A 651-nucleotide genomic window follows, 5' to 3' on the forward strand; every position below is an offset into this window, starting at 1 on the left:
GAGGGACAATGACTTGGGCGTTTCTCTAAGGAGCCTTCGATGATTTGAGCCATACGATTGCGTCTATCTTTACGATAAATAAGCCAGTCTTCTTTGAAAGTGATGTTTAGGTCTTGAATTCCGAGTAATTTTTGAGTAACATAGTCCATATGAAGCAATTCCTATTCTGATGTTTTTTTTTCACTTATCAGTTTACTAGGAATTGCTTTTTTTTGGTAAGCGCCCAATAACAGGGTACATCAAAAAACCTCCAAGATTGTAAGCAGCTTGCTTTGAATCTTGGAGGTTTCTTTAACGACAATGCTCTTGTATTTGTTTTGCCCATGGTAAATAAGCCTCTAGAACCTCCTTTTTTTCGAGAGTCTCCTCGTTTGGTAAATGTTCTAGTAGGAAAACTATATATTTTTCACTGTCCACTTGGTGGAGTTTGGCTGTCTCAATTAGAGTCATAATAATCGCACTAGACTCTGCTCCCCCTAAACTCTGGGAGAACAACCAATTCTTGCGTCCCATTACTAAGGATTTGATTGCTCTTTCTGCCAAATTATTGGATAGAACGAGACGTCCATCCTCTAGTACAGTTTTGAATGTGGACTCATAATCCAAACTGTATTTGAGAGCACGGCCTAACTTGGATTCTGGTAAGACATA

The 651-nt window shown here is 38.9% G+C and carries 1 protein-coding gene; it reads right to left on the reverse strand.

What is annotated here, in order from left to right:
* Positions 1-291 precede the first annotated feature (291 nt).
* Positions 292-651, reverse strand: a 360-nt coding sequence (locus E5983_RS09340; protein WP_160332692.1) for an IS66 family transposase, incomplete at its 5' end; no start/stop codon positions are given.

The sequence above is a fragment of the Streptococcus danieliae genome (assembly GCF_009767945.1).
GTDB lineage: Bacteria > Bacillota > Bacilli > Lactobacillales > Streptococcaceae > Streptococcus > Streptococcus danieliae.